The following is a 21,209-nucleotide window of genomic DNA, read 5'->3' on the forward strand; positions in this document are numbered from 1 at the left end:
TGCCCGGGGCGGCCTGCCTCACTTCGGGGTGAGCCGCCCCGCCAGGTGCACGCCCGGCTGGTACTTCGGCAGCCGGACGGTGATCTTCATGCCCGCGCCGACGGCCGTCTCGATGACCAGGCCGTGGTCGTCGCCGTAGACCTGGCGGAGCCGCTCGTCGACGTTGGACAGTCCGATGCCCCCGGTGGGGCTGACCTCGCGGGCGAGGATGCGGCGCAGCAGGCCGGGGTCCATGCCGGCGCCGTCGTCCTCGATGACGACGAGGGCCTCGGCACCGGCGTCCTGCGCGGTGATCTGGATGTGGCACTGGTCGGCCTTGCCCTCCAGACCGTGCTTGACGGCGTTCTCCACGAGCGGCTGGAGGCACAGGAAGGGCAGCGCGACCGGCAGCACCTCGGGGGCGATCTGCAGGGTGACGGCGAGACGGTCGCCGAACCGTGCCCTGACCAGCGCCAGGTAGTGGTCGATGGCGTGGAGCTCGTCGGCGAGGGTGGTGAAGTCGCCGTGCCGGCGGAACGAGTAGCGGGTGAAGTCGGCGAACTCCAGCAGCAGCTCCCGGGCGCGCTCGGGGTCGGTGCGCACGAACGAGGCGATCACCGCGAGCGAGTTGAAGATGAAGTGCGGGGAGATCTGCGCCCGCAGTGCCCGGATCTCGGCCTCGATGAGGCGGGTGCGGGACTGGTCGAGGTCGGCGAGCTCCAGCTGGACCGAGACCCAGCGGGCGACCTCGCCGGCGGCACGGACCAGTACCGCGGACTCCCGGGGAGCGCAGGCGACGAGCGCGCCGTGCACCCGGTCGTCGACGGTGAGCGGGGCGACGACCGCCCAGCGCACCGAGCAGTCGGGGGTGTCGCAGGTGAGCGGGAAGGCCTCGCCCCGGCCGGTGTCCAGGGGGCCGGAGAGCCGCTCCATGATCTCGGTGCGGTGGTGGGCGCCGGCGCCGTCCCAGACGAGCACCCGTTCGCGGTCGGTGAGGCACAGGGCGTCGGTGCCCAGCAGGGAGCGCAGTTTGCGGGCGGACCGGCCTGCGGTCTCCTCGGTCAGACCGGCGCGCAGCGGGGGTGTGGCCAGGGATGCGGTGTGCAGGGTCTCGAAGGTGGCGTGCTCGACCGGGGTGCCGAGTCCGGCGAGGCTGGTGGGCCGGGCGGTGCGCCGGCCCAGCCAGAACCCGGCGGCCAGCAGGGGCAGGACGGCGACGAGCAGACCGGCGAGGAAACCGCTCACGGGGACACCTCCGTGCGCTTCTCCTCGGTACGCCGCTCCTCGGTACGCCGCTCCTCGGTACGCCGCTCCTCGGTCCGGAGCTCCTCGGTCCGGAGCTCCTCGGTGCGGAGTTCCTCCGGCAGGTGGAAGCGGGCCAGCACCGCCGCCGTCCCCGGCGGCACCCGGCCGGGGGTGGACAGGGACACCAGGACCATGGTGAGGAAGCCCAGCGGCACGGACCACAGGGCGGGCCAGGCCAGCAGCGCGTGCCAGGGACCCGCTCCCGGGTAGCCGGTCATGGTCGCGGCGACGGCGAGGAACGCGGAGCCGCCGCCCACCAGCATCCCGGCCGCCGCGCCCGGCGGGGTCAGCCGCCGCCACCAGATGCCGAGCACCAGCAGCGGGCAGAACGACGAGGCGGACACGGCGAAGGCCAGCCCCACGGCGTCGGCCACCGGCAGTCCGCCGACCAGGACGCTCGCGGCGAGCGGCACGGCCATGGCGAGCACGGTGCCGAGCCGGAAGTGCCGCACCCCGCGCGAGGGCAGCACGTCCTGGGTGAGGACCCCCGCGACGGCCATGGTGAGGCCGGAGGCCGTCGACAGGAACGCGGCGAAGGCGCCCCCGGCGACCAGCGCTCCGAGGAGGTCGCCGCCCACTCCCCCGATCATCCGGCCGGGCAGCAGCAGCACGGCGGCGTCCGCGTCGCCGGTGAGGGTCAGCTCGGGGGCGTACAGCCGGCCAAGGGCGCCGTAGACCGGCGGCAGCAGGTAGAAGGCGCCGATCAGGCCCAGGACGGCGACCGTGGTGCGGCGGGCGGCCACGCCGTGCGGGCTGGTGTAGAAGCGGACGACCACGTGGGGCAGGCCCATGGTGCCGAGGAAGGTGGCCAGGATCAGCCCGTAGGTGGCGTACAGCGGGCGTTCCTCGCGGGACTCGGCACGGGAGGGCGACAGGGCGTCGTCGGCGCCGCGGCCGGCGGCGGGGACCTCGGCACCCTCCGCGAAGGTGAGCCGGGTGCCGCCCCCGACGCGGTGGGTGCCGGCGGGCAGGGAGACCTCGGTGCCGTCCAGGTCACGGCCGTCGACGGAGCCGTCCACGGTCACGGTCAGCGGCTCGGCGAGGCGGAGGTCGAGGGTGTCGTCGACGCGGACCGTCCGCTGCTCGCGGAAGGCGGCCGGCTCGTCGAAGGCGTGGCTGGGCGCGCCGTCGCTCTGCCAGGCGAGGATCAGGAAGAGGGCGGGGACGAGCAGCGCGGTGAGCTTCAGCCAGTACTGGAAGGCCTGGACGAAGGTGATGCTGCGCATGCCGCCGGCGGCCACGATGACCGTCACCACGACGGCGACGATGACCCCGCCGAGCCAGTCGGGCGCGCCCGTGAGGACGGTCAGGGTGAGTCCGGCGCCCTGGAGCTGGGGCAGCAGGTACAGCCAGCCGACGCCGACGACGAGGGTCCCGGCGAGCCGCCGCACCGTCTGCGAGGCCAGCCGGGCCTCGGCGAAGTCGGGCAGGGTGTAGGCGCCGGAGCGGCGCAGCGGGGCGGCGACGAACAGCAGCAGGACGAGGTAGCCGGCGGTGTAGCCGACCGGGTACCAGAGCATGTCGGGCCCCTGGACGAGGACCAGGCCCGCGATGCCGAGGAAGGAGGCGGCGGAGAGGTACTCGCCGCTGATGGCGGCGGCGTTGAGGCGGGGGCCGACGGTGCGGGAGGCGACGTAGAAGTCGGAGGTGGTGCGGGATATGCGCAGGCCGAAGGCGCCGACGAGGACGGTGGCGAGCACGACGAGCGCGACGGCGGTGACGGCGTAGGTGTAGTTCACGGTGCCGGTGGTCCCCGGGTCTCAGCGGTCCTCGACGAGCCGCACGAAGTCGCGTTCGTTGCGTTCGGCGCGGCGTACGTACCAGCGGGCGAGCAGGACCAGCGGGGGGTAGAGGCCGAAGCCGAGGACCGCCCACTCCAGGCGGCGGGCGTCGGGGGCGGCGGCGAAGACCAGCGGCAGCGGTCCGACGAGCAGGGCGAGGACGGCGAACACGGTGAGTCCGGCGCGCAGCTGGATGCGCATCAGGGAGCGGACGTAGGTGTGGCCGAGGGTGGTCTGCTCGTCGATCTCGGTGCGCGGCCGGTAGTAGCCGGAGGTGCGGCGGGCGCGCCGGGGCGGGCCGGTGACGACCACGCGGCGTTCGGTCGGGTCCTGGGGCACGGGTGCTCCCCCTGTCTAGCTCGTGGTCCGGCGCATCAGCAGGTCGCGCAGTTCGCGGGCGTGCCTCCTGCTCACCTGGAGTTCCTCGGAGCCGATCAGGACGCTCACGGTGCCCGCGTCGAGCCGGAGCTCGCCGATGTGGCGCAGGGCGACGAGGTGACGGCGGTGGATGCGCACGAAGCCGCGGGAGCGCCAGCGCTCCTCCAGGGTGGACAGCGGGATCCGTACGAGGTGGCTGCCGCGGTCGGTGTGGAGCCGGGCGTAGTCGCCCTGGGCCTCGACGTGGGTGATGTCGTCGACGGCGACGAAGCGGGTGACGCCGCCCAGTTCGACGGCTATGTGGTCGGGGTCCGGTTCGTGCACCGGGATCCGCGGGGTGGTCCCGCGGGGGGCGCTGCCGCGCTGTGCGGCGGCTCGCCGGACCGCTTCGGCCAGCCGTTCCCTGCGCACGGGTTTGAGCACGTAGTCGACGGCCTTGAGGTCGAAGGCCTGGACGGCGAAGTCCTCGTGGGCGGTGACGAACACGATGAGCGGCGGCCGGGCGAACCCGCTGAGCAGCCGGGCGAGGTCGAGGCCGTCGAGTCCGGGCATCTGGATGTCGAGGAAGACGACGTCGATGGCCTCCGGCCCGTCGGGGCCCGACTCCAGGGCGCGGTTGATGCGGCGCAGCGCCTCGGTGGCGTCGCCGGCGCCCTCGGCGCTGCCGACGCGCGGGTCCGCGTTCAGCAGGTACAGCAGCTCCTCCAGCGAGGGGCGTTCGTCGTCGACGGCGAGGGCGCGCAGCATGAAGGTGGAGTGTAGGGGTGTTTCCCCCGTGTGGACACGTGCCGCACAGCGGCGCCGGTGACGGGACGCGGTGCGCGGGGCGGCCGGACGGCCCTGGATACAGTGCCCGTATGAGCAGCAGGCCCACGCCGTTCGACGAACTCGACCGGAAGATCGTCACGGCTCTGATGGCGAACGCCAGGACGTCCTTCGCGGAGATCGGCGCGGCCGTCGGGCTGTCGTCGACGGCGGTCAAACGCCGGGTGGACCGGCTGCGCGAGACCGGGGTGATCACGGGGTTCACGGCGACGGTGCGGCCGTCGGCGCTGGGCTGGCGCACGGAGGCGTACGTCGAGGTGTACTGCGAGGGGGCGGCGCCGCCCCGGCGGCTGGCGGAGGTGGTGCGCAACCATCCGGAGATCGCCGCGGCGATGACGGTGACCGGGGGCGCGGACGCGCTGCTGCACGTGCGGGCGCGGGACGTGGAGCACTTCGAGGAGGTGCTGGAACGGATCCGCCAGGAGCCGTTCATCCGCAAGACGATCAGCGTGATGGTGCTGTCCCACCTGCTGCCCGACAGTCCTGAGGCGGGAGTGACGCAGCCCGCCCCGGACGGCGCACCAGACGTGCGCCGGGCGGTGTGAACACGCAGTGATCCTGCGTGGACGCGCAGCTCTTGTTCCTTGTCGTCCGTCCGGCGGGCTTCCTACCGTGGAGGCACCCCCCTGTCGGCACCGCGTGGAAGCGGAGGAACCCCTCTGTGCCCGGATCCCGTGTGGCGCGCCGGCGGCGCTACCTCGTCTGCGAACCCAGACACTTCGCCGTCCGGTACGCGATCAACCCCTGGATGCATCCCGACCGTCCCGTCGACGTCTCCCTCGCCCAGCGTCAGTGGCGGACGCTGATCGACACCTACCGCGACCACGGCCATACCGTGGAGACCGTGAGGCCCGAGCCCGGACTGCCCGACATGGTGTTCGCCGCCAACGCGGCGGTCGTCGTGGAGGGCCGTGTCTTCGGCTCCCGCTACCTCGCCCCGGAGCGGCGCCCGGAGTCGGTGCCGTACGAGGCCTGGTTCAAGGCCGAGGGCTACGACGTCCAGCACCCGGAGTCGGTGTGCGAGGGCGAGGGCGACCTGGTGCCCGCGGGGCGCTGGATCCTCGCCGGCACCGGGTTCCGCACCACCCGGGAGGCGCATCGCGAGGTGCAGGAGTTCTTCGGTGTCCCGGTGATCGGTCTGACGCTGGTGGATCCGTACTTCTACCACCTGGACACGGCGCTGTTCGCGCTGGACGAGGAGAACGTCGCGTACTACCCGGAGGCGTTCTCGCCGGGCAGCCGCGAGGTCCTCGCCCGGCTGTACCCGGACGCGGTGCCCGCCACGCGTGAGGACGCGATGGCCTTCGGCCTGAACTCCGTGTCCGACGGACGCCATGTGTTCATCGCGCCGGAGGCGACGGGCCTGGCCGGCCGGCTCGCCGACCGCGGTTACGTTCCCGTCCCCGTCGACCTGTCCGAGTTCCACAAGGCGGGCGGGGGCATCAAGTGCTGCACTCAGGAGATCCGCTCATGACCTCTGTCGTCCCCGCGCGTACGTCCGCCGAGCTCATCGGCGCCGAGGAGCCGGTCCTCGCGCACAACTACCATCCGCTGCCCGTGGTGGTCTCCCGCGCGGAGGGCACCTGGGTGGAGGACGTGGAGGGCCGGCGGTACCTGGACATGCTGGCCGGCTACTCGGCGCTCAACTTCGGTCACCGCCACCCCGCGCTGATCGAGGCCGCGCACCGCCAGCTGGACCGGCTCACGCTGACCTCGCGTGCCTTCCACAACGACCGGCTGGCCGGGTTCGCGGAGCGGCTGGCGGCGCTGACCGGGCTGGACATGGTGCTGCCGATGAACACCGGTGCCGAGGCGGTGGAGAGCGCCGTGAAGGTGGCCCGCAAGTGGGCCTACGACGTGAAGGGCGTGCCGGACGGCCGGGCGACGATCGTGGTGGCGGCGGACAACTTCCACGGCCGTACGACGACGATCGTGAGCTTCTCGACCGACGAGGTCGCCCGCGCCGGGTTCGGGCCCTTCACCCCGGGCTTCCGGGTGGTCCCGTACAACGACCTGGCGGCGCTGGAGGCCGCGGTCGACGAGACGACCGCGGCGGTGCTGATCGAGCCGGTCCAGGGCGAGGCGGGGGTGGTCGTCCCCGACGACGGTTATCTCGCCGGGGTGCGGGAGCTGACCCGCCGCACGGGGTGCCTGTTCGTCGCGGACGAGATCCAGTCGGGTCTGGGCCGCACCGGCCGCACGCTCGCCGTGGAGCACGAGTCGGTCGTCCCGGACGTGGTGCTGCTCGGCAAGGCGCTGGGCGGCGGCATCGTCCCGGTGTCGGCGGTGGTGGCCCGGCGGGAGGTGCTCCAGGTGCTGCACCCCGGCGAGCACGGGTCGACCTTCGGCGGCAATCCGCTGGCCGCGGCGGTGGGCACGGCCGTGGTGGAACTGCTGGAGACGGGCGAGTTCCAGCGCCGGGCCGCGGACCTGGGCGTGGTGCTGCGCGAGGGCCTGCAGGCGCTGACCGGCAGCGGCGTGGTCGGCTTCCGCACCCGCGGCCTGTGGGCGGGCGTGGACGTCGACCCGGCGATCGGCACCGGCCGCGAGGTGAGCGAGCGCCTCATGCGCGAGGGCATCCTGGTCAAGGACACGCACGGGTCCACCATCCGGCTGGCCCCGCCCCTGACCATCACGGAGGAGGAGTTGCGGGGCGCCCTCGGTACCCTGGAGAAGGTCCTCGTCGGCCACGCCTGATCCGCGGCGCCTCTTCCCGCGCCGCCCGGCGGGGGGAGGCATCCGCTCCCCGGCAGGCCCCTTCCCCCGTTCCCGGGTGAAGATGGGGACACGAGGTGGTGGACCACTGTCAGCGACAGAGAGGTCGGCCGTGACGGGACACCAGGAGCAGGACGGACGTCGGCAGGATTTCCCCGTGGCCGACGCCGCTCCCCTGCTGCTCGATCCGCACGGCATCGTGTCGGGCTGGACCGCCCGTGCCGAGCGGCTGCTGGGACACGGCGCGCCCGGGACGGTGGGCCGGAAGTTCGCCGAACTGCTGATTCCCGACGACGCCGGGCGGATGCCGGACCTGCTGGAGCGGTGCCGTTCCGGCGCGGAGTGGGCGGGGCTGATGACGGCCCTGCACCGGGACGGTCACCGGCTGGCGGTGATGGTGCGGATCACCCCGGCCGTGGAGCCCCGCGGCGGCACCTCGCTGCTGGTCCTGCTCTCCGAGCTGGCCGGCTCGGCCGGCTGGGACATGAGCCGTTCCGTTCTGGAGCAGATGGTCACCGGGACGCCGATCGGCATCGCGGTCGTGGACACCGACCTGCGCTTCGTGTGGTCCAACGCGGCCCTCGAACAGTTCGGCGGCGGCCCGGCCGAGCAGCGCCTCGGGCTGCGGTACGGCGACGTCCAGCCGGGTCTGGACGCCGACTCCGTCGAGGCGCAGATGCGGCACGTGCTGGAGACCGGCGAACAGGTGGTCCGCTTCGAGCACGTGGGCCGCGTGCGGTCGGCACCGATGCGCGACACCGCGCACATGCTGTCGTTCACCCGCCTCGACGACGACCGGGGCGATCCGATGGGCGTGTACTACACCGTCGTGGAGATGACGGAGCGGTACCGCGCCCGTCAGCGGCTGTCCCTGCTCGACCGGGCCGGCCAGTACATCGGCCGGACCCTGGACGTCACGACCACCGCGCAGGAACTGGCGGACGTGGCCGTGCCGGAGCTCGCGGACTTCGTCACCGTGGACCTGCTGGACACGGTGCTGCGGGGTGCCGAGCTCCAGCCGGGCCCGCTCGGCGAGTCCGACCGGGTGCGCCTGCGCCACGCCGGGCACCGCTCGCGCCACCAGGACCTGCCGCGGACGGTCGTGGAGACCGGCGCGGTCGTGACCTACCTGGCGGACTCACCGCCCGTGCGCTGTCTGACCACCGGGCGCTCCTACCGTCAGGAGCAGCTCGACCCGCTCGCCCCGGAGTGGCTGGTGGGGCCGCCGGACGGCCGGGAGTCCACGTTTCTGGAACTCGGGCTGCAAAGCGTGATGATCGTCCCGATCCGGGCGCGGGGCGTCACCCTGGGCCTCACCACGTTCTACCGCCGCCGCCGCGAGGACCCGTTCGACGCGGACGACCTCGCCCTGGCCGAGGACCTGGTGTCCCGTGCCGCCGTCTGCGTGGACAACGCCCGCCGCTACACCCGGGAACGGAACGCCGCGCTGGGGCTCCAGCGCAGTCTGCTCCCCCTCCACCTGCCCGAGCAGGGCGCCGTCGAGGCGTCCGCCTGCTACCGGCCGGCCGACGAACTGACCGGCCTCGGCGGCGACTGGTACGACCTGATCCCGCTGTCCGGCGCCCGGGTCGCGCTCGTCGTCGGCGAGGCACCGGGGCACGGCATCGACGCGGCCGCCGCCATGGGCGGACTGCGGACCGCCGTGCGGACCCTGGCCGCGCTGGACCTGCCTCCCGAGGAGGTGCTGGCGCACCTGGACGACCTGGTGGACCGGACGGCGGGGGACGAGGGCGCCGGGCCGGAGGGGACGTACGGCAATCCCGTGGGGTCCGGCTGCGTGTACGTCGTCTACGACCCCGTGGACGGGCGGTGCACGATGGCCGCCGCGGGGCATCCCTCGCCCGCCGTGGTGGCGCCGGACGGCTCGGTCTCCTTCGTCGACCTGCCGGAAGGGCCCGCGCTGGGCGTGGGCGGCCCGCCGTTCGAGTCGGTGGAGCTGGAGCTGCCCGAGGGCAGCACGCTCGCCCTGCACACCGACGGCCTCCTGCTGCCGTCCGACGAGGAGGGCGACTTCGACACCGACCGCACCCGGCTGCGGCAGGCGCTGGAGCGGGCCGGATCCTCGCCGGCACCGAGCTGCCGGTCCGTGGTGGACGCACTGGTGCCGTCCCGTCCGTACGACGACGTCGCCCTGCTGATGGCCCGCACCAAACGGCTCGACCCCGGCAATGTGGCGGTGTGGGACCTCTCCATGGATCCGGCCGCCGTGGCCGAGGCCCGCAGGACGGCCACCGGGCAGCTGACCCGCTGGGGGCTGGACGACCTGGTCTTCACCACGGAACTGATCGTCAGCGAGCTGGTCACCAACGCCATCCGTTACGCCTCCGGGCCGGTCCGGCTGCGGCTGATCCGCGAGGGTGCGCTGGTGTGCGAGGTGTTCGACGGCGGCGCCACCGCACCCCATCTGCGTCATCCCCGCGCGACGGACGAGGGCGGGCGCGGGCTGCTGCTGGTCTCCCAGATGGCCCAGCGGTGGGGCACCCGGTTCGTGCCCGACGGGAAGATCATCTGGGCGGAGCAGTCGCTGACCGCTCCGCCGGTGTGAGAGGGCGGGCGGCGACGCGGCGCTCCGTCGCGTCAGCCACCGGAGCGCAGGCGGTCGAGACGCGCCGTCCGCTCGACGTTCCGCCGGTCCTCGGGGTCGTCGCTGGGCGTGGCGGCGAACCAGGCGTCGAGGATCTCCGTCAGCAGCGGGGCGGAGGTCAGCCGCAGGCTGAGCGCGAGCACGTTGGCGTCGTTCCAGCGGCGTGCGCCGTCCGCCGTGCCCGCGTCCGTGCACAGGGCGGCGCGCACCCCGGGCACCTTGTTCGCGGCGATCGAGGCGCCCGTGCCGGTCCAGCAGCACACCACCGCCTGGTCGGCCCTGCCCTCGGCGACCTCACGGGCCGCCGCCTCGGAACAGACCGCCCACCGCGGGTCGTCCCCGGGGGTCAGGGCGCCGTGCGCGCGCACGTCGTGGCCGCGCTCGCGCAGTTCGGCGAGGAGGGCGCGGGCGACGGGTTCGTCCATGTCGGAGGAGACGGAGATGCGCATGTGACGAGCCTACTCGCCGGGGTAGGGGCCCTGACGGGCGTTCAGCGGCCGGTGCGCGGCGGACGCGTCGAACGTGGTGCCGGGCCGTGCCGCCCGGTTCTAGACTGGCACCTCACGACGTGCCGGATGACCTGCTGGAACGCGGCGGCACTGCCCGTTCGTCAGAGTCGAGGAGCGTGCTTTTGTTCTACTACCTGCTCAAATACGTCCTGCTGGGCCCGCTGCTGAGACTGGTCTTCCGGCCGCGAATAGAGGGTCTGGAGCACGTGCCGTCGTCCGGTGCCGCCATCGTCGCGGGCAATCACCTGTCGTTCTCGGACCACTTCCTGATGCCGGCCGTCCTCAAACGGCGCATCACCTTCCTCGCCAAGGCCGAGTACTTCACCGGTCCCGGGATCAAGGGCAGGCTGACCGCGTTCTTCTTCCACAGCGCGGGCCAGATCCCGGTCGACCGTTCCGGCAAGGACGCCGGGCAGGCCGCCATCCGCGAGGGCCTCGGGGTGCTGGGCAAGCGGGAACTGCTCGGCATCTACCCCGAGGGCACGCGCTCGCACGACGGCCGCCTGTACAAGGGCAAGGTGGGTGTCGCGGTGATGGCGCTCAAGGCGGGCGTCCCGGTGATCCCCTGCGCGATGATCGGCACGTTCGAGGCGCAGCCGCCCGGCAGGAAGATCCCCCGGATCCACCCGGTGGTGATCCGCTTCGGCGAACCGCTGGACTTCTCGCGCTACGCCGGGATGGAGAACGAGAAGGCCGTCCTGCGCGCCGTCACGGACGAGATCATGTACGCCATCCTCTCCCTCTCCGAGCAGGAGTACGTCGACCGGTACGCGGCCGACGTGAAGGCCGAGGAGGCCGCGCGCACGGCGGAGGACAGGCGCAGGTTCCCGCGCCTGCCGCGCGGCTGATCCCGGGGCACGCCGCCCGGGCGGGGCCCGGGCGGTGACCCGTCCCGCCGGGCCCGGCGCCGGGCGGGGGCGGTGACCTCAGCCGGGCGCCGGGGCGAGCAGGTGCGCTGCGCCGTCGAGGAGGCGGCGCAGCCGCAGCGCGTCCGGTGCCACCGCGGTCACCAGGGCGGCGGGGCCCGGCAGCGGCAGGACGGCGGCGCCCTCTCCCAGTGCTCTCGCCGTGACCGGTTCGTCGTCGAACTCGGGCCGCACCACGACGAGTTGCCCGACGGCCCGGTGTCCGCCGAGCACGGCGGGACCGTCCCAGCCGCCCCGCGTGCCGGGACCACAGGTCAGTTGCTGGTCGAGTACGGGGCGCCCCGCGATCCGTACGGTCAGACGGGTGATCAGCCGTCCGGGTGGCTCCCCGGACCGCCCCAGCACCTGCTCCTCACGGAGCACGAGCCGCGCCCCGCGGGCGAGGTCGGCGTGCGTGGTGGCCAGCAGCGAACTCCCCCTGACCGAGATCAGCTGTTCGGGCAGCCAGTGGAGTTCGCCGCCCGGGGCGACGGTCAGCCGGACGTCGTAACGCGCGTCATCCGTGTGCCGGCCGGGCAGGGCGAGGGTCGCGGCGGCCGACCCGACTCCGAGGCGGGCCCCCGTCCCCACCTCCGCCCGCATTGTGAGGCGGTCCCCGCCGAGGGGGCCGCTCATCGCGCCGACGAGCAGGACGCGCGCCCCGGTGCCGCTCCCCCGCGTCCGCCGGAGGGCCAGCGGCCCGTCGCCCTCGAGCACCGGCAGGCAGGTGCCGCCCCGTCCGTCGGCACGGGCGACGACCCGGGCGCCGGCACGGACTCCGGCGGTGTTCACGCCGTCCACGCGGCGAGCCGGGACCGCACCCAGTCGGCCACGTCCCGGATCCCGTCCTCCTCCCGCAGCGACTGGAGGACCACGGGCAGGCGGCCCCGCTGGGCCCGGGCGTCGGCGGCCATGCGGGTGAGGTCGGAGCCGACGTACGGGGCGAGGTCGGTCTTGTTGACGACCAGGAGGTCGGCGGTGGTCACCCCGGGGCCGCCCTTGCGCGGGATGTCGTCCCCGCCGGCCACGTCGATCACGAAGATCTGGGCGTCGACGAGCCCCCGGGAGAAGGTGGCGGTGAGGTTGTCCCCGCCGGACTCGACGAGGATCAGGTCCAGCGGACCGACCTCGTCCTCGAGGTCCTCCACCGCCTCCAGGTTCGCGGAGATGTCGTCCCGGATCGCGGTGTGCGGACAGGCCCCGGTCTCCACGGCGGCGATCCGCTCGGGCGGCAGGACGGCCGCGCGGAGCAGGAACTCGGCGTCCTCCCGGGTGTAGATGTCGTTGGTGACGACGGCCAGGGACGCCTCGTCCCGCAGGGCCCGGCACAGGGCGGCGACCGTGGCGGTCTTGCCGGAGCCGACCGGTCCGCCGAGTCCGATCCGCAGGGCCCGCCGGACCCCGTCGGGCCGGAGGGCGTCGGCACCCACGGCGCCTGGCCCGTCGTGCGGCGAAGCGTGGTCGAGATGCATGGGTGTCTCCGGTTCCCCGTCCGTCCCGCGTTCGGGTGTCCGGGACCGTTCGGGACGGACGAGCGGGAACGGACCACGGCGGACGACCGCGCGCTAGGTCGCGAACAGCCGCATGTGCCATCCCGCGTGCGCCTGCGCGGAGATCTCCAGCAACGGGGCGGAGTCCGCGGGCAACACGTCCGTCCCCTCACCGGCCGCGCGTTCCGCCGCGCACACGGCCGCCCCGGCCACCTCGTCCATCTCCGGCGCCAGGCGCGCCAGCACCCCGGTCGCCTCGAACGGATCGAGCCCCAGCAGGCGCACCGTCGCCGTGGCCGGGCCGCTCACGCTCTCGTACACCGCGCAGTACGCCGCGTCCGCGGGCCCCAGTCCGGCGGCCCGTGCCGTCACCCCCAGGACCACCGGCTGGTGCGCGCCCTTGGGGAACGCGCGGCGGAGCGCGTCGAGTTCGGCGGACGGCCAGGCCGCTCGCGCCGCACGCGTCAGCTGCCGGCCCAGCCTGCGCGCCGCGGTCCGCAGCGCGGGCGAGGGCGTGCGCGCGTCGGCTGCCGCGTCCAGTTCCACCGGGTCGGTGCCCAGTGCCGCGGCCGCGGCCAGCGACGCGGACACCAGTCCCGCCGTGTGCAGCCGTCCCCGGCAGAAGTCCTCCAGGCTCGCGGCGCCCGTGACCCGCCCCGCCCCGACGGCCGCCTCCGCCCCGCCGGAGTGGGCGTGCCCGCCGGCGGGGAACCGGCCGTCGGCCAGGACGAGCAGCGCTGCCCTGGACATCAGAAGAGGAAGTACCGCTGGGCCAGCGGCAGTTCAGCGGCGGGGGTCGCCTCGACGAGCTCCCCGTCGATGTGCACGGAGAAACTGTCGGGGTCGATCCGCACGTGCGGGCGGGCGTCGTTCTCCCGCATGTCCGCCTTGGTCACCCCGCGTGTGGAGTCGATGGTCACGAACCGCTTTCCCAGCCCCAGCCGCGCGGGCAGGCCGGCCTCGACCGCGGCCTGAGCCACGAAGGTGACCGAGTTGGCGGCGGGCGCCCGCCCGACCGCCCCGTACATGGGGCGCGGCAGGACCGGCTGCGGGGTCGGTACGGAGGCGTTGGCGTCGCCCATCTGGGCGTAGGCGATCTGGCCGCCCTTGAGGACGAGGAGGGGCTTCACGCCGAAGAACGCCGGTTCCCACAGCACGAGGTCCGCCAGCTTGCCGCTCTCCACCGAGCCGATCTCGCGGGCCATGCCCTGGGCGAGCGCCGGGTTGATCGTGTATTTGGCGACATAGCGACGCACCCGGTGGTTGTCGGCGCGGCCGTCGCCGGGGAGGGCGCCGCGCCGCCGTTTCATCACGTGGGCCGTCTGCCAGGTCCGCATGATCACCTCTCCGGCCCGCCCCATGGCCTGCGAGTCGGAGGAGATGATCGAGATGGCACCCAGGTCGTGCAGCACGTCCTCGGCCCCGATGGTGGACGGCCGGATCCGGGACTCGGCGAAGGCCAGGTCCCCGGGCACCGCCGGGTTGAGGTGGTGGCACACCATCAGCATGTCGAGGTGTTCCTCGACGGTGTTGACGGTGAACGGCCGGGTGGGGTTGGTGGAACTGGGCAGGACGTGCGGTTCGCCCACCACGGTCATGATGTCCGGGGCGTGACCGCCGCCGGCGCCCTCGGTGTGGTAGGCGTGGATGCCGCGTCCGGCGATCGCGGCGAGCGTGTCGCCCACGAAACCGGCCTCGTTGAGGGTGTCCGTGTGGATGGCGACCTGGACGCCGGTCCGCTCGGCGGCGGTGAGCGCGGCGTCGACGACCGCCGGCGTGGCCCCCCAGTCCTCGTGCAGCTTCAGCCCGACGGCACCGCCCCTGATCTGCGAGAGCATCGCCTCCTGGGAGACGGTGCTGCCCTTGCCCAGGAACCCGATGTTGAGCGGGTAGGCCTCCATCGCCTCCAGCATCCGCGCCAGGTGCCACGGGCCGGGCGTGACGGTGGTCGCCTTGGAGCCCTCGGCGGGACCGGTGCCGCCGCCGACCAGGGTGGTGACGCCGGAGGCCAGCGCCTCGTCGGCGATCCGCGGGCAGATGAAGTGCACGTGCGCGTCGACGGCGCCGGCCGTCAGGATGCGCCCGTTGCCGGCGACGATCTCGGTCTCGGGGCCGATGACCAGGTCCGGGTGGACGCCGTCCATGGTGTCGGGGTTGCCCGCCTTGCCGATCGCGGTGATGCGGCCGTCACGGATGCCGACGTCGGCCTTGACCACGCCCCAGTGGTCGACGACGACGGCGCCGGTGACGACCGTGTCCGGTGTTCCGGCCGCGCGTGACGCGGTGGCCTGGCCCATGGACTCGCGGATGACCTTGCCGCCGCCGAAGACGGCCTCGTCGCCCGCGCGCCGGGGGCCGCCGCAGCGGTCCTCCTCGATCTCGATCAGCAGGTCGGTGTCGGCCAGCCGGATGCGGTCACCGGTCGTCGGGCCGTACAGGTCGGCGTAGGCGGCCCGGGAGAGCTCAGGCATCGAGCGCACCTCCGACCCGGCCCCGCAGCCCGGGCACGACGCGGTGTCCGGCGAGCGGGACGAGTTCCACCTCGGCGGGGATGCCGGGCTCGAACCGCCTGGCGGTGCCGGCGGCGATGTTCAGCCGTTTGCCGTGGGCCGCCGAACGGTCGAACTCCAGCCCCGAATTGGCCTCGGCGAAGTGGTAGTGCGAGCCGACCTGGACGGGCCGGTCGGCGGCGTTGAGGACGGTCAGCCGGGTGACCTCGCGGCCCTCGTTGCAGACGATCGGGCCCTCGGCGAACAGGATCTCTCCGGGAATCACGGCGGCCGCTCCCCGCTCAGACGATCGGGTCGTGGACGGTGACGAGCTTGGTGCCGTCCGGGAAGGTGGCCTCCGCCTGGACGTCGTGGATCATCTCCGCGACACCGTCCATGACGTCGTCCCGGGTGAGCAGCCGCCGCCCGGAGGCCATGAGTTCGGCGACGGTGCGGCCGTCCCTGGCGCCTTCGAGGACGTGCGCGGTGATGAGGGCGACCGCCTCGGGGTGGTTCAGCCGCAGCCCCCGGTCGCGGCGCCGCCGCGCCACATCGGCCGCGACGTGGATCAGCAGCCTCTCCTGCTCGTGCGGGGTCAGTTGCACGGCGCCCACCTCACAGTCCTCGCTCCGGGCCGTGCGGGGCCCGGTGGCCGTGACCACGCGGGGTGTCCCCCGGTGGCGTGGCCCCGGAGGCTAGCCGGGCGGCGTTTCGGGGACGTTAACCGCGCGGGTGCCGGGCCGTCCGGTCCCCCGGCTCACGCGCCGCCCGTCCCCCGGTGCTCCGCGGCGATGCCGAACCGCTGCCGTTCGCCAGGGGCGGACGCGACGTCGCGCACGCCGGCCACCGTGCTGATCACCCGCTCCTCCGCGGGCTCCGGACGCTCCTCGATCTCTTCGAGTCGTCGCAGGTCATCGGCGGACACGAGGGCGACGAGGGGCTTGCCGTGCCGGGTCACGACGACCCGCTCACCGCCGTACACCACGCGGTTGATCAGGTCGGCGAGCTCAGCCCTGGCTTGCGTCACCGGAATCTCGTAGGCCATGACTCCATTCTAACGTCACGTACGTCCTGTACATTTTTTACAGCGACCGCCGAACAGGAGGGGCCCTCATGACCCGACCGTCCGCCCGTCACGTCCTCCCCGGGTTCACCGAGGGCACGGCGTCCGGGCACCGCTCCACGGATCCGTACGCGAGGCTGCTCCGGGAGCGGATCGTCGTCCTCGGCACGGCGCTCGACGAGACCGCCGCGAACGACGTCATGGCGCAGCTCATGCTTCTGGAGCAGCACGCACCGGAGCGGGACGTCTCGCTCTGCATCAACTCCCCGGGCGGCTCCTTCCACGCCGCCTCGACCCTCCACGACACCCTGCGCTACGTCACCTGTGACGTGGAGACGGTCTGTCTCGGCCGGGCGGAGGGCACGGCCGCGCTGCTGCTGGCCGCGGGCGCTCCGGGCAAGCGGCTGGTGCTGCCCGGCTCCCGGCTGGTGCTCCGTCAGCCGGCCTGGACCGAGCCGGTCCAGGGGCGGGCGAGCGAACTGGCGGCCCGCGCCGAGGAGATGGACCGGCTCCGCGCGCGCACGGCGGAGATGCTCGCGCGGTACACCGGCCGCACCGCGGAGCGGGTCCGGGCGGACATGGAGCGGGACCTGGTCCTCGACGCGCAGGCCGCGGTGGACTACGGCCTGGCCGACCGGATCGTGTCCCACCGCAAGGGTGCCCACGCCGGCACCGGCCCGAGGTGAGCCGCGGATGCTGCCTCCGGAACTGCCCCCGCTGCCCGCCCTCACCCGCGCGGAGGCCGAACTGATCGACCGGTACCTGGAGGTCGTCGACCTGCTCGGCCGGGTCAACCCGGCCCTGAGCGGGGACACCTACCGCGGGCTGCGCGCGGCGCAGGCCCTGGTCGGCAAGGCCGTCGCGCTGCGTGACGCGCTGACCGTGATGCACCGGCGCGGCGAGACCGAACTGCACTCCTCCACGCTGGCCCGCGCCCTGCGGGTGCTGGACGGGGAGCGGCGCACGGCACGGGTCACGCTGCCGCCGGAAGGCGGCAGTTGAGGGTGGCGACCGCGGCACGGGACCGCGCTGCGACACGCCTTCAATCGGACCAAAAGGCGTACCACCATCCGGCGTAGGCGAACCTCCTGTTTCGGAGCGGTCCAAGTTGCGCGACCTGCGCGGCCGGTAGCCGGAAGACGGCGTTCCACCGCTGGTCCGGGGCTCACCGGGGTGCCGGGCGGTGGCTCGAACAGCACCCCGTCCACCCGAACGGATGAGTGGTGAGTAACAACACAAACCCCACGTTCCGTTGTGTTTTCGATCGCGCGATGCGCCAAGATCCCTGACTGACGACAAGCCCCCGCCGCCGCGGCGGGGCGATCCGGGCGGACGCCGAGTCCTGCCGCCGCCCGGATGACCGGTCGACAGGAGTGGATCGGCAGGAGTGGAGGACCCAAGCACGACGGGTCGCCGGGACCCCGGTTCCGAGCAGCCCTTGGGGTGAAGCCGCACGTGTGCGGCCGGGCCACTTCGCCAGCCCGAATCCGACAGGTCATCCTTCACAGGCGGCTGACGAAGGGTTGCGCATGACTGCGCTCAATCGTGTCCCGTCTCTCATGGCCCGGGCCGGTACGGCCTCCGCCCTCACCCTGGCCGCCGTGGGCGGCTCCATCGTGGTCCCCGGCGGTGCCTCGGAGGCTGCCGCCGCGAGCCATGCCACCAAGGCACTGAGCATCGCCGCGTCGAAGAAGGGCTCCCCGTACCAGTGGGGCGCCGTCGGACCGAACCGGTTCGACTGCTCGGGCCTGACGCTGTACTCGTTCAAGAAGGCGGGCAAGAAGCTGCCGCGCACGGCCGCCCAGCAGTACAACAAGACCCGTCACATCTCCGCCGGCAGCCGCAGGGCCGGGGACCTGGTGTTCTTCCACTCGGGCGGCTACGTCTACCACGTGGGCATCTACGCGGGGAAGGGGAAGATCTGGCACGCCCCCAAGACCGGGGACGTGGTGCGTCTGCAGAAGATCTGGACCCGGAGCGTCTCGTACGGCCGCGTGGGGTGACCCGGCGGGGCGGCGGCGCCCCCGCGCGCGCCGCCGCCCCGCCCTCCCGCGCGCCGTCGTACCGCGCCCCGCCCTCCCGCGCGCCGTCGTCCCGCTCCGCTGTGCCTAGGACTCCTGTTGTCCCGCCGCCGTGACCGCTTCGGCGGCCTGGACGCCCTGCACCCAGGGCAGGTCGACCGAGACCGTCTTGCCGCCCTCCCGCGTGGGGCGGATCCTCAGTCTGCCGCCGCACTCCGCGGTCAGGCAGCGGATGATCACCAGCCCCCGCCCGTTGTCCTGCTGCACCGCGGCCGGCAGCCGTTTGGGGAACCGCGGATGACTGTCGGTCACGCCGATGTGCACCCGCTCGTGACGGACCAGGACGACGTCCACCGTGAACGTGGGTGACTGACCGAACGTGTGCTGCACCGCGTTGGTGGCGAGTTCGGAGACGATCAGCCGGACGGTGTCGGACAGCTCCGCGTCCGCCGGCATGCCCCATTCCACCAGTGTCCCCACGACATGGGCGCGGGCGGCGGAGACCGAGGCGGGATCGCTCGGCAGAGTGACGGATGCTTCCAGGTGGTCTGCCATGGCGACGTCGTCCCTTTCCCACGGGGCCGCAGTCCGACACTGAGCGGCTGGTTCGAGTACGGTCCCGCACTGGTGGTTCGTCGCCAGACTGCCATCACCGCACGGCACGGGGCGGCGATCCACCAAGATATGCATATATCTGTCGCTCAAAGCGGTGAACTCTGCGACGGGAGACCGTATCCGGGCGACTCGGAAGGAGTAAGGAGAAGCCCATGCAGCACGGTCCCGCGGTGCGCCGCCGCAAACTGGGCGCCGAATTGCGCGCACTGCGCACCTCGGCGGGGCTCACCAGTGGCGAGGCCGCCCGGCTGGCGGGCTGGCACCAGTCGAAGGTGAGCCGGATCGAGACGGGCACCAGCGGGGTGAGACCGGCCGACGTGCGATTACTGCTCGACGTCTACGGGGTGGCCGATCCGCAGCTGCGGGAGTTGCTGCTGGTGCTGTCCGGCACCGGTGACGGCGGTGACCGGCACCACTGGTGGCACGCCTACCGGGGCGTGCTGCCCCCCACCTACCGGGACTTCATCAGCCTGGAGTCGCAGGCGAGCGCGATGCGCACCCTGGAGACCACGGTGATCCCGGGGCTGCTGCAGACCCCCGAGTACGCGCGCGCGGTGACGGAGGCGGCCCTGGAGGGGGCGTCGGAGGAACGCCTCGACACACTCGTGGAGGTGAGGCTGGCCCGGCAGGACATCCTGCACGCGGAGCCGCCCCTGGAGCTGAGCGCGGTCCTGGACGAGGCGGTGCTGCGCCGTCAGGTCGGCGGCCCCGGAGTGATGGCCCGTCAGCTGTCGCGGCTGGTGGAGGCGGCCCGGCTGCCTCAAGTCCGCCTGCAGGTGATGCCGTTCGGAGCCGGGGCGCACATCGGCGTCACCGGCCCTTTCGTCATCTTCTCGTTCTCGCGCACTTCTGATCTCGACGTGGTTGTTCTCGACCACTTGACGAGTAGCCTCCATCTGGAGCGGAAAGAAGACCTCCGGGCCTACTCGGAGGCCTTCAACACCCTGTCGATCCACGCCCTTTCACCCGAGGAATCGTTGGAATTCATCGCCGGCGCAGCCGCCGGCGCGTAAGGAGGCACGATGCCCGCACCGCTCCGGACCGTCCCTTCCAGCCTCGCGCTGCACGGTGTGCGGTGGCTGCGCAGCAGCTACAGCACGGGGGCGAACAACTGCGTCGAGACCGCCAGGCCGTCGGCCGGCCCCCTCGCCGGGCTGCTCGCGGTACGCGACTCCAAGGTCCCCGACGGGCCCGCGCTGCTCTTCTCCCCCGGACGCTGGGCGGAGTTCGTGACCGCGGTCCGCTGACCCGGCCTCGCACCCGTCCGGTCCACCGATCCGACCGGTACAGCCATCGACCCTGACCGGTCATCCGTCATCGCGCGACGCACGGCCGTGCCACGCCGACTCATGGCCGCGTTTCGCCGACCACCCGTACAGCGCGTTCGATCTCCGCCCCGGACAGGTCCGCACGGGCGGTCAGTCTGAGCCGTGAGACGCCGTCGGGCACGGAAGGAGGACGGAAGCAGCCCACGGCCAGGCCGGCCGCCCGGCAGTCGGCCGCCCATCGCACGGCCTGCTCCGGGGAGGGAGCCCGCACGGAGACGACCGCGGCGTCCGGACGCACCGCTTCCAGACCCGCGGCCGTCAGCCGCCCGTGCAGTTCCCGCGCCACCGCACCGGCCCGCGCCGCGCGCCCGGGTTCCCGCCGCAGCAGCCCGAGCGCCGCGAGGGCCGCGCCGGCCGCCGCCGGTGCCAGTCCCGTGTCGAAGATGAACGTCCGTGCCGTGTTGACCAGGTGCCCGATCACCCGGGCCGGGCCGAGGACCGCCCCGCCCTGGCTGCCGAGCGACTTGGACAGCGTCACGGTGACGACGACGTCGTCAGCGCCCGCGAGACCCGCCGCGTGCGGGGCGCCGCGCCCGCCGTCACCGAGCACCCCGAGGCCGTGCGCGTCGTCGAGGACCAGGCCCGCTCCGCGCTCCCGGCACACCGCGGCCAGCTCCGCGAGCGGGGCGGCGTCGCCGTCCACCGAGAAGACCGTGTCGGACACGGCCAGGGCGGGACCGTCGTGTTCCTGGAACGCCTTGCGCACGGCATCGGGGTCACCGTGCGCGGCGACGTGCGTCGCACCGCGGGCCAGCCGGCAGCCGTCGATGAGCGAGGCGTGGTTGCCCGCGTCGGAGACGATCCTGGACCCGTGCGGGGCGAGGGCGGTGACGGCGGCCAGGTTGGCGGCGTAGCCGGAGGAGAGGACCAGGGCCGCTTCGAAGCCGCAGAACGCGGCCAGTTCGCGCTCCAGCTCCGCGTGGAGTTCGGTGGTGCCGGTGACCAGCCGGGAACCGGTCGCGCCGCCGCCCCAGGTCCGCGCGGCCGCCGCGGCGCCCTCGGTGACCTCGGGATGCCGGGCCAGCCCCAGGTAGTCGTTGCTCGCCAGGTCGAGCAGCGGCGTGTCGGCGGCCCGCGGGCGCAGGGTGCGGACGAGTCCGGCCCGGCGGCGCAGTTCCGCCTGCTCGTCGATCCAGCCGAACGCCATGGGCCCTCCGCGGTTTTGTAGGCAGTGCACAGACACTAGCGGGCGGCCGGACGG

At 73.5% G+C, this 21,209-nt stretch carries 24 protein-coding genes and 1 riboswitch; of the genes, 10 read left to right on the plus strand and 14 right to left on the minus strand.

Going from position 1 to position 21,209, the window contains the following annotated elements:
- Positions 1-18: 18 nt before the first annotated feature.
- The 4 genes from IE118_RS18175 to IE118_RS18190 are packed head-to-tail and all read right to left on the minus strand — an operon-like array spanning position 19 to position 4,190.
- A complete protein-coding gene (locus IE118_RS18175) occupies positions 19-1,224 on the minus strand; it encodes a sensor histidine kinase (RefSeq protein WP_189558983.1) in 1,206 nt (401 codons plus the stop codon).
- Positions 1,221-3,023 carry a sodium/solute symporter gene (locus IE118_RS18180; protein ID WP_189558984.1) on the minus strand — a complete coding sequence of 601 codons (1,803 nt, stop codon included), beginning with the start codon at positions 3,021-3,023 and terminating at the stop codon, positions 1,221-1,223. The genes IE118_RS18175 and IE118_RS18180 overlap by 4 nt, the downstream gene beginning before the upstream one ends.
- Before the next feature lie 21 nt (positions 3,024-3,044).
- Positions 3,045-3,404: a hypothetical protein gene (locus tag IE118_RS18185; RefSeq protein ID WP_189558985.1), complete on the minus strand. Its 360-nt coding sequence runs from the start codon at positions 3,402-3,404 to the stop codon at positions 3,045-3,047.
- 15 nt (positions 3,405-3,419) lie between these two features.
- Positions 3,420-4,190 carry a LytR/AlgR family response regulator transcription factor gene (locus IE118_RS18190; protein ID WP_189558986.1) on the minus strand — a complete coding sequence of 257 codons (771 nt, stop codon included), beginning with the start codon at positions 4,188-4,190 and terminating at the stop codon, positions 3,420-3,422.
- 110 nt (positions 4,191-4,300) lie between these two features.
- Here IE118_RS18190 and IE118_RS18195 point away from each other — a divergent pair, with 110 nt between their 5' ends.
- The 4 genes from IE118_RS18195 (at position 4,301) to IE118_RS18210 (ending at position 9,549) form a co-directional block, all read left to right on the plus strand.
- The gene (locus IE118_RS18195; protein WP_189558987.1) at positions 4,301-4,813 is read left to right on the plus strand and encodes an Lrp/AsnC family transcriptional regulator; all 513 of its coding nucleotides are present in this window, start codon (positions 4,301-4,303) and stop codon (positions 4,811-4,813) included.
- A gap of 116 nt (positions 4,814-4,929) precedes the next feature.
- Positions 4,930-5,742 (plus strand): dimethylargininase, encoded by an 813-nt coding sequence (ddaH, locus tag IE118_RS18200; protein WP_189558988.1) that lies wholly within the window; start codon positions 4,930-4,932, stop codon positions 5,740-5,742.
- Complete coding sequence (gene rocD / locus IE118_RS18205) at positions 5,739-6,965, plus strand: ornithine--oxo-acid transaminase (protein WP_189558989.1); 1,227 nt, start codon at positions 5,739-5,741, stop codon at positions 6,963-6,965. Before ddaH ends, rocD begins: the two co-directional genes overlap by 4 nt.
- 82 nt (positions 6,966-7,047) lie before the next feature.
- Positions 7,048-9,549 (plus strand): SpoIIE family protein phosphatase, encoded by a 2,502-nt coding sequence (locus tag IE118_RS18210; RefSeq protein WP_189558990.1) that lies wholly within the window; start codon positions 7,048-7,050, stop codon positions 9,547-9,549.
- Between the two features lie 32 nt (positions 9,550-9,581).
- Here IE118_RS18210 and IE118_RS18215 read toward each other — a convergent pair whose 3' ends face one another.
- On the minus strand, positions 9,582-10,037 hold the full coding sequence (locus IE118_RS18215; RefSeq protein ID WP_189558991.1) for an RpiB/LacA/LacB family sugar-phosphate isomerase: 456 nt from the start codon (positions 10,035-10,037) through the stop codon (positions 9,582-9,584).
- Positions 10,038-10,219: 182 nt separating this feature from the next.
- Here IE118_RS18215 and IE118_RS18220 point away from each other — a divergent pair, with 182 nt between their 5' ends.
- Positions 10,220-10,945: a lysophospholipid acyltransferase family protein gene (locus tag IE118_RS18220; RefSeq protein ID WP_189559119.1), complete on the plus strand. Its 726-nt coding sequence runs from the start codon at positions 10,220-10,222 to the stop codon at positions 10,943-10,945.
- Positions 10,946-11,023: 78 nt separating this feature from the next.
- Here IE118_RS18220 and IE118_RS18225 read toward each other — a convergent pair whose 3' ends face one another.
- The 7 genes from IE118_RS18225 to IE118_RS18255 all read right to left on the minus strand — a co-directional run bounded on the left by IE118_RS18225 (position 11,024) and on the right by IE118_RS18255 (position 16,026).
- Positions 11,024-11,803, minus strand: coding sequence for an urease accessory protein UreD (locus IE118_RS18225; RefSeq protein ID WP_189558992.1), 780 nt, complete (start codon positions 11,801-11,803; stop codon positions 11,024-11,026).
- The gene (ureG, locus tag IE118_RS18230) at positions 11,791-12,474 is read right to left on the minus strand and encodes an urease accessory protein UreG (protein WP_189558993.1); all 684 of its coding nucleotides are present in this window, start codon (positions 12,472-12,474) and stop codon (positions 11,791-11,793) included. Before ureG ends, IE118_RS18225 begins: the two co-directional genes overlap by 13 nt.
- Positions 12,475-12,567: 93 nt before the next feature.
- Positions 12,568-13,242 carry an urease accessory protein UreF gene (locus IE118_RS18235; RefSeq protein WP_189558994.1) on the minus strand — a complete coding sequence of 225 codons (675 nt, stop codon included), beginning with the start codon at positions 13,240-13,242 and terminating at the stop codon, positions 12,568-12,570.
- A complete protein-coding gene (locus IE118_RS18240) occupies positions 13,242-14,963 on the minus strand; it encodes an urease subunit alpha (protein ID WP_189558995.1) in 1,722 nt (573 codons plus the stop codon). The genes IE118_RS18235 and IE118_RS18240 overlap by 1 nt, the downstream gene beginning before the upstream one ends.
- Positions 14,956-15,267 carry an urease subunit beta gene (locus tag IE118_RS18245; protein WP_189558996.1) on the minus strand — a complete coding sequence of 104 codons (312 nt, stop codon included), beginning with the start codon at positions 15,265-15,267 and terminating at the stop codon, positions 14,956-14,958. The genes IE118_RS18240 and IE118_RS18245 overlap by 8 nt, the downstream gene beginning before the upstream one ends.
- A 16-nt stretch (positions 15,268-15,283) precedes the next feature.
- Positions 15,284-15,586 carry an urease subunit gamma gene (locus IE118_RS18250; RefSeq protein ID WP_189558997.1) on the minus strand — a complete coding sequence of 101 codons (303 nt, stop codon included), beginning with the start codon at positions 15,584-15,586 and terminating at the stop codon, positions 15,284-15,286.
- A gap of 152 nt (positions 15,587-15,738) precedes the next feature.
- Complete coding sequence (locus IE118_RS18255) at positions 15,739-16,026, minus strand: type II toxin-antitoxin system Phd/YefM family antitoxin (protein ID WP_189558998.1); 288 nt, start codon at positions 16,024-16,026, stop codon at positions 15,739-15,741.
- Between the two features lie 68 nt (positions 16,027-16,094).
- Between IE118_RS18255 and IE118_RS18260 the strand changes: the two genes are divergently transcribed.
- The 3 genes from IE118_RS18260 to IE118_RS18270 all read left to right on the plus strand — a co-directional run bounded on the left by IE118_RS18260 (position 16,095) and on the right by IE118_RS18270 (position 18,047).
- Positions 16,095-16,730 (plus strand): ATP-dependent Clp protease proteolytic subunit, encoded by a 636-nt coding sequence (locus IE118_RS18260; protein ID WP_189558999.1) that lies wholly within the window; start codon positions 16,095-16,097, stop codon positions 16,728-16,730.
- 7 nt (positions 16,731-16,737) lie between these two features.
- Positions 16,738-17,046 carry a hypothetical protein gene (locus IE118_RS18265; RefSeq protein WP_189559000.1) on the plus strand — a complete coding sequence of 103 codons (309 nt, stop codon included), beginning with the start codon at positions 16,738-16,740 and terminating at the stop codon, positions 17,044-17,046.
- A 353-nt stretch (positions 17,047-17,399) separates the two neighbouring features.
- Positions 17,400-17,570, plus strand: a riboswitch (cyclic di-AMP (ydaO/yuaA leader).
- A 3-nt stretch (positions 17,571-17,573) separates the two neighbouring features.
- A complete protein-coding gene (locus IE118_RS18270) occupies positions 17,574-18,047 on the plus strand; it encodes a C40 family peptidase (RefSeq protein WP_189559001.1) in 474 nt (157 codons plus the stop codon).
- A gap of 105 nt (positions 18,048-18,152) precedes the next feature.
- Here IE118_RS18270 and IE118_RS18275 read toward each other — a convergent pair whose 3' ends face one another.
- Positions 18,153-18,620 (minus strand): ATP-binding protein, encoded by a 468-nt coding sequence (locus tag IE118_RS18275; RefSeq protein ID WP_189559002.1) that lies wholly within the window; start codon positions 18,618-18,620, stop codon positions 18,153-18,155.
- Between the two features lie 212 nt (positions 18,621-18,832).
- Here IE118_RS18275 and IE118_RS18280 point away from each other — a divergent pair, with 212 nt between their 5' ends.
- Both IE118_RS18280 and IE118_RS18285 read left to right on the plus strand, forming a co-directional pair.
- On the plus strand, positions 18,833-19,693 hold the full coding sequence (locus IE118_RS18280) for a helix-turn-helix domain-containing protein (RefSeq protein ID WP_189559003.1): 861 nt from the start codon (positions 18,833-18,835) through the stop codon (positions 19,691-19,693).
- A 9-nt stretch (positions 19,694-19,702) separates the two neighbouring features.
- The gene (locus IE118_RS18285) at positions 19,703-19,927 is read left to right on the plus strand and encodes a DUF397 domain-containing protein (RefSeq protein ID WP_189559004.1); all 225 of its coding nucleotides are present in this window, start codon (positions 19,703-19,705) and stop codon (positions 19,925-19,927) included.
- Positions 19,928-20,027: 100 nt separating this feature from the next.
- Here IE118_RS18285 and IE118_RS18290 read toward each other — a convergent pair whose 3' ends face one another.
- Entirely contained in the window at positions 20,028-21,155 is a 1,128-nt protein-coding gene (locus IE118_RS18290; RefSeq protein ID WP_189559005.1) for an 8-amino-7-oxononanoate synthase, read from the minus strand.
- Between the last annotated feature and the right edge of the window lie 54 nt (positions 21,156-21,209).

This window comes from Streptomyces pilosus (assembly GCF_014649835.1).
Classification (GTDB): Bacteria; Actinomycetota; Actinomycetes; order Streptomycetales; family Streptomycetaceae; genus Streptomyces; species Streptomyces pilosus.

Excerpts from the sequence above, each read along its gene's own strand:
- IE118_RS18190 (WP_189558986.1), bottom strand. The coding sequence starts at position 4,190 with ATGCTGCGCGCCCTCGCCGTCGACGACGAACGCCCCTCGCTGGAGGAG.
- IE118_RS18195 (WP_189558987.1), top strand. The coding sequence starts at position 4,301 with ATGAGCAGCAGGCCCACGCCGTTCGACGAACTCGACCGGAAGATCGTC.
- rocD (WP_189558989.1), top strand. The coding sequence starts at position 5,739 with ATGACCTCTGTCGTCCCCGCGCGTACGTCCGCCGAGCTCATCGGCGCC.
- IE118_RS18210 (WP_189558990.1), top strand. The coding sequence starts at position 7,048 with ATGGGGACACGAGGTGGTGGACCACTGTCAGCGACAGAGAGGTCGGCC.
- IE118_RS18215 (WP_189558991.1), bottom strand. The coding sequence starts at position 10,037 with ATGCGCATCTCCGTCTCCTCCGACATGGACGAACCCGTCGCCCGCGCC.
- ureG (WP_189558993.1), bottom strand. The coding sequence starts at position 12,474 with ATGCATCTCGACCACGCTTCGCCGCACGACGGGCCAGGCGCCGTGGGT.
- IE118_RS18235 (WP_189558994.1), bottom strand. The coding sequence starts at position 13,242 with ATGTCCAGGGCAGCGCTGCTCGTCCTGGCCGACGGCCGGTTCCCCGCC.
- IE118_RS18240 (WP_189558995.1), bottom strand. The coding sequence starts at position 14,963 with ATGCCTGAGCTCTCCCGGGCCGCCTACGCCGACCTGTACGGCCCGACG.
- IE118_RS18255 (WP_189558998.1), bottom strand. The coding sequence starts at position 16,026 with ATGGCCTACGAGATTCCGGTGACGCAAGCCAGGGCTGAGCTCGCCGAC.
- IE118_RS18260 (WP_189558999.1), top strand. The coding sequence starts at position 16,095 with ATGACCCGACCGTCCGCCCGTCACGTCCTCCCCGGGTTCACCGAGGGC.
- IE118_RS18265 (WP_189559000.1), top strand. The coding sequence starts at position 16,738 with ATGCTGCCTCCGGAACTGCCCCCGCTGCCCGCCCTCACCCGCGCGGAG.
- IE118_RS18270 (WP_189559001.1), top strand. The coding sequence starts at position 17,574 with ATGACTGCGCTCAATCGTGTCCCGTCTCTCATGGCCCGGGCCGGTACG.
- IE118_RS18275 (WP_189559002.1), bottom strand. The coding sequence starts at position 18,620 with ATGGCAGACCACCTGGAAGCATCCGTCACTCTGCCGAGCGATCCCGCC.
- IE118_RS18280 (WP_189559003.1), top strand. The coding sequence starts at position 18,833 with ATGCAGCACGGTCCCGCGGTGCGCCGCCGCAAACTGGGCGCCGAATTG.
- IE118_RS18285 (WP_189559004.1), top strand. The coding sequence starts at position 19,703 with ATGCCCGCACCGCTCCGGACCGTCCCTTCCAGCCTCGCGCTGCACGGT.
- IE118_RS18290 (WP_189559005.1), bottom strand. The coding sequence starts at position 21,155 with ATGGCGTTCGGCTGGATCGACGAGCAGGCGGAACTGCGCCGCCGGGCC.